Annotated in this window: 4 protein-coding genes; 2 read left to right on the forward strand and 2 right to left on the reverse strand. The window is 41.0% G+C overall.

Annotated elements, in window-relative coordinates:
* The first annotated feature begins 19 nt into the window (after nt 1-19).
* Complete coding sequence (locus Xmir_RS19530) at nt 20-862, forward strand: 23S rRNA (adenine(2030)-N(6))-methyltransferase RlmJ (protein ID WP_099115766.1); 843 nt, start codon at nt 20-22, stop codon at nt 860-862.
* A 151-nt stretch (nt 863-1013) separates the two neighbouring features.
* Nucleotides 1014-2369, forward strand: a complete 1356-nt coding sequence (gene gorA, locus Xmir_RS19535; protein ID WP_099115767.1) for a glutathione-disulfide reductase — start codon at nt 1014-1016, stop codon at nt 2367-2369.
* A 165-nt stretch (nt 2370-2534) separates the two neighbouring features.
* Here the strand turns inward: gorA and Xmir_RS19540 are convergent, their stop codons facing one another.
* Together Xmir_RS19540 and Xmir_RS19545 are read right to left on the reverse strand one after the other, a co-directional pair.
* Nucleotides 2535-5312 (reverse strand): AAA domain-containing protein, encoded by a 2778-nt coding sequence (locus Xmir_RS19540; protein ID WP_099115768.1) that lies wholly within the window; start codon nt 5310-5312, stop codon nt 2535-2537.
* 147 nt (nt 5313-5459) lie between these two features.
* Entirely contained in the window at nt 5460-5969 is a 510-nt protein-coding gene (locus Xmir_RS19545) for an IS982 family transposase (RefSeq protein ID WP_339373867.1), read from the reverse strand.
* Between the last annotated feature and the right edge of the window lie 31 nt (nt 5970-6000).

The following is a 6000-nucleotide window of genomic DNA, read 5'->3' on the forward strand; positions in this document are numbered from 1 at the left end:
TTCAATAGGAAATAAATTTATGTTAAGTTATCGTCACAGCTTCCATGCCGGCAACCATGCTGATGTGCTTAAGCACACGGTGCAAAGCCTTATCATTGAGTCACTTAAAACAAAAGAAAAACCTTTCCTGTATCTGGATACGCACGCGGGCGCAGGCCGTTATCAATTGAGTGGAGAACATGCCGAGCGTACAGGGGAGTATCTGGAAGGTATTGCCCGTATTTGGCAGCGTAATGATATTCCTGAGGAATTGTCGGCTTACATTAAGGCAGTGAAGGCACTGAACCAAAATGGTTCGCTACGCTATTATCCAGGTTCTCCGTTGATTGCCCGTCATTTATTGCGTGAATATGATGAGCTTAATCTGAGTGAATTGCATCCCAGTGATTTTCCTTTGTTACGCACAGAATTTTCCCGTGACAATCGTACCCGTGTCCTGAAGGAAGATGGTTTTCAACAGCTGAAATCAAAATTGCCACCAAGAAGCCGTCGCGGCTTTGTGCTGATTGACCCGCCTTATGAACTGAAATCGGATTATAAAAATGTCGTTTATGGCATTCAGGAAGGGTATAAGCGCTTTGCTACAGGTACTTATGCACTGTGGTATCCCGTTGTACTGCGCCAGCAGATTAAACGCTTAGTGAAGGATCTGGAAGCGACAGGTATCCGCAAGATTTTACAAATTGAACTTGGTGTGCGCCCTGACAGTGATCAACGTGGCATGACGGCTTCAGGCATGATTGTTATTAACCCACCATGGAAATTAGAACAGCAGATGAAGGCAGTATTGCCGTGGCTGCATCAGGTACTGGTTCCTGAAGGTATAGGACACACCTTAGTGGAGTGGATAGTACCTGAATAAGGGAAAGTTCAACGTGGCGTTATGACTCCAATAGCCGTGGCCTATGGCAGTGAAAGCTAGAATCGTCCACAGACAGTGATAGTTTTTTGTCATAATAGGCGTCAGGTTGAACTTAGCAGTAACTTAATTGATTAGACGGAAGTGACCTAAGATGAGTAAACATTACGATTATATTGCAATTGGTGGCGGCAGTGGCGGCATTGCTTCCATTAACCGTGCAGCCATGTATGGGCAGACATGTGCCCTGATTGAAGCAAAAGCATTAGGTGGAACATGTGTTAATGTGGGTTGTGTGCCGAAGAAAGTGATGTGGCATGCTGCGCAAATTGCCGAATCTATTCATCAATATGGTCCCGACTATGGTTTTGATACTACCGTTAATCATTTTGATTGGAAAAAACTGATTGCCAGCCGCACTGCTTATATTGATCGCATTCATCAGTCATATGAGCGTGTATTGGGCAACAATAAGGTAGATGTCATTCAAGGTTTTGCTCGTTTCATTGATGCGCACGCTGTTGAAGTTAATGGTGAAAAAATTACGGCTGACCATATCCTGATTGCAACAGGTGGTCGCCCGATGCGTCCGAATATTCCCGGTGCGGAATACGGTATTGATTCAGATGGTTTCTTCGAGCTGGATGAGATGCCGAAACGTGTTGCTGTGGTGGGCGCTGGTTATATCGCCGTTGAAATCGCGGGTGTTTTGAATGCGCTGGGTAGCGAAACTCACCTGTTTGTTCGTAAACATGCCCCGCTGCGCTCTTTCGACCCTATGATTGTGGATACTTTGCTGGAAGTCATCAAAAACGAGGGGCCGACACTGCATACGGATGCAATATTAAAATCCGTGATGAAAAACAGTGATGGCAGCCTGACCGTTCAGTTACAGGATGGCAGAGAGCAGACGGTTGATACGTTGATTTGGGCGATTGGGCGTGAACCGATGACGGATAATCTGAATCTGGCTGCAACAGGTGTTGAGCTGAATGAGAAAGGTTATATCCAGGTCGATAAATATCAGAATACCAATGTTAATGGCATTTATGCCGTTGGCGATAACACTGGCGCGATAGAATTGACCCCAGTCGCTATCGCGGCAGGGCGTCGTTTATCCGAACGTTTGTTTAATAATAAATCGGAAGAGCATCTGGATTACACCAATGTGCCAACGGTGGTCTTCAGTCATCCGCCAATCGGTGTTGTCGGTTTGACGGAGCCGCAGGCAAAGGCGCAGTATGGTGACGATCAGGTTAAGGTTTATACATCGTCCTTTACCGCAATGTATACGGCTGTGACGCAACACCGCCAGCCATGCCGCATGAAGTTAGTGTGTGCGGGTGAAGATGAGAAGATTGTGGGTATCCATGGTATCGGTTTTGGTATGGATGAGATCCTGCAAGGCTTTGCAGTTGCGCTGAAAATGGGGGCAACGAAAAAGGATTTTGATAATACGGTTGCTATCCATCCGACCGCGGCGGAAGAGTTTGTTACTATGACACGTTAGTGTAGAAATCTCACTTCCACATGTTTTTACCGCTGGAAAATACATACTAGGCCAGCATGAATTGGCCTAGTATGACTATAGCCCAATTTTGAAGGTTACTATTCCCCTATAAAAATACGTCATAATTTGAGTAATGGAATAAGATCAATAGCTTGAATGAAGTTGTTAGAACACCGACCCATGTTGTTCCGTATCAGATTCAGGTATGATTGCGATGATATCTTGTAATGCCTTTCGAATTATTCTCTCTTCTCCACTTCTTTTCGTCGGAAACCGTAATAATGGAACGCCTAACTTAAGCAAGATACTATTTTTTATCAGATCTCTCTGTCTCTGCTCAGGATCGAGTGCATGTGTTTGATAACCATCAACTTCTATTGCAAGCACAGGAAGCTTATCTAGCTTATTGAAAATTAAAAAATCTATGTGGCTATTCAGATGTTGACCGAATCTCTTTTCTCTTTCCGTTAAGACTTCAAAATCACTTATCAATAAGCTCAGTGGGTAATTATGCTTGTACGTAAATGAAGTAAAAATCTCATCGACAAGAATATCATTTAATAGTGTAGCCATTAAGTTTTCAGATAAGTAGTCAGATGTATTTACAGTACGCATTTTAAAATCTTGCAAAACAGGTGAGTACTCACTGTATAAGCAGTCGAATATTGAGATAGTTTTACTTTCAAAAATGTTAGGTGACATCGATTGATATTCTATATGGCGTATTAAGTCACCAATATTCGTTCCTTGCTGTTTAAATAAGTTGGCTGACATTACCATAATAAATTGCGCTTTTGCTCGTGAAACTGCAACATTGATCAAATTTGGACTGTCGTTAAATTTGTCTGACCAGCTCGCCGTTGGGCTGTATATAATAATGTCTTTTTCACGTCCTTGAAATTTGTGTGCGGTATCTATTTTTATACGTTTTTTATCAATAATGTGGTTAGCGTTCATAACTTGGGCACGATAAGGCGTGACGATCCCGATTTTTTCTGGCTCTATATTAGCAAGGTGTGCTTCAAGCAATTCCTCTTTAATAACTTCTAACTCACGGAAGTTGATTTGGCTTTTGCCACTGGGGTCTTTGCAAGTGTGGTGACCAGGAGCAGTCTTAAAAATTTTAAATGGCTCAGTATCTGAATTAGTCATGATAACAAGCTGGTTGTCATAATACTTCTGATTGCAGAAGTCGATGATCCTAGGATGGCAACGATAGTGCTCTTTAAGTAGCGTGGAAGGTGCCCCCTTAGCAAACACCTTGTTTACAGATGACAATAGACTTTCAGTTAGATAACTATACTCAGCTTGAATACCGAAGTGTTCATCAATATCGGGATGGGTGGCAATGAGCGACTTACTTGGAATATGAGGTATCTGCCTCAAATCGCCGACGACAATCATGTTTTTGGCACACGCCATAGCGAGCACTCCAGTGAGGAGGTTTACTTGCGATGCTTCATCTACAATGAGATAGTCAAATAGTTCATTGTCGCCTTTATTGTTAATGATTGAATCTGTTGTGCTTAGTACGACAGGAAAGCGCTTAACAAAATTGCCGAAAAATTTTTTGTAGGACCGATTATTAAACTTAATTTGATCCATTTTGTGGTGCGTTGAGAAAATATGGTGTTTTAAAACAGCCATCGAGTTATCTGTATATTGCCTTAACAAATCTTCGAAATTGTGTTGGTTTAGCTTTTGATCAATTGAGAATTTACTCTCTACAAGTTCTGTTTTTTTTCTTCGATAGTACTCAGAGGCAAGTCCTTTGAACAAGCGGCTAGAAAGGGATTTGACATCCTTGAACTTATAAATCCCGTATTTAAATAGCCACTTAAACCTTAGTGGCCAAGACAGCTTTTCATTTATCGAGAAATACTCGACCTCAGCCATAAATCTCATTAAATTTGGTGTTGACCATTTGTTGCCAAAAGACCACTTAGATGGATTTATCGGATCTACAGAGAAATGCTTATCAAAATACTTATTCTCGATCTCAAGCCTGCTTATTAATTCTCGGGTTCTTGCTTGCTCATTTTTAAGTTCAAGTAACTCAGAAATCAGATTGTCAATGGAAGTAATTTCTTGTCTGGTTTGATGTAATTCCCTTGCAGAAAGCTCCCAATGAGTAACTTCAGGAATGTTATTTTCTTTCGCAAAGAACACTTTTTGTAAGTCTGCCTTTCCAAGGCTGGCAGCAATAAAAGCAAATCCTTCCTTTTCCAATTTTTCATAAATATTATTCGTTGCCTCATTATTCCCAGCAACCACTGAAACTGTCTTATTTTGGCAGACCAAGTTTGCAATTATGTTGAGTATGGTTTGTGTTTTTCCTGTTCCAGGGGGACCTTGAATAAGGCTTATTTGTGATGTTAACGCATTTATAACTGCCTCACGCTGCGATGGATTCACACCGAAAGGAAAAATAGTTGATGACAGGGCCTTACTCCTTGGTGGGGAGCTTTTTACAAAATTGCTTAGTACAGAATCATCTCTGATCTGATTTAATTTATTCTCATAATAGTATTTTACATGAGGAGTCGATTCTTTCAAAAAAGCAGCAATGTATCTGTAATAGTCAATAAGATGTTTGGTTTCGTTCTGCTTAGCTATATTTGATATTATTTTCACATCAGAGACAGGATAAACTTCACTATTTTCCCCCGAGAAAAAAACCATATATTCATTACCAAAAATGAATGCCTCATCATAATTTTCATTTTTTACGTTTTCTAATACAACAATGGAATCTTCGATATTAAGGACTTCTGGGTTATCAAAAAAACGGACGTTTTTTTTATTGTAGGTAAAAGTTTTTCCACCTAGGAAAGTGACAAAGATTTTGTCATCAGATGGAGTGACTTCAACAACTCTCCCAGTCGTATTTTTGAATTCACTTTGTTTACTTCTGGTCAGAACTAAGAACTTCCTCTCATCCATGTATCAATAATCTCATTTTCAGATAAAACAACACAGGGCGGTATTCTAACTTAAAACATCCGAAGTTCCATACTAATGGCAGTGAGTTCAGGGCCTAGGCTCGCCCTAAAGCCTCATTCATATATCATCAATAACCACTAAATAACCTCAGCTTCGTTTAAGAATAGCGATATCATTATCCCGTAAATTCAAGCTCGGTTTTTTAGGTTGGAATGTATAGGCAATGAGGCCTGCGGCGATTTCCAGCAGAAAACCAAGCTGACTACGATGTCTTGAATGCTCGATCTGAGAAATATTTTTGAGCTGATCAATGACCGTTTCTATCAAAAATCGTCTTCTTAACATCAGCCTATCCCAGAGAGATAACGTTTTGGCTTTCATGTTGCTACGGACATTAGTGATTAACGTAACACCTTCTGCTTCCAACTCATCGCATAAAGCCTGTGATAAATACCCTTTATCGCCATATAAACATCCCGTTAACCCTTTTGCCAGCGCTTTGACAGGGTGACGATCATCCTTGTTTCCTGCGGTTAATTTCACGGCCAAAAGTTCACCACAATCATTGATAACCAGATGAAGCTTAAAGCCATAAAACCATATATGGACGCCCCCGGTTGTGCAAGCATTGAGTCGATACGGTTTGCTACCATATATCCGGCGTCATAAAGGACTTATTTGCCCGCGC

The sequence above is a fragment of the Xenorhabdus miraniensis genome (assembly GCF_002632615.1).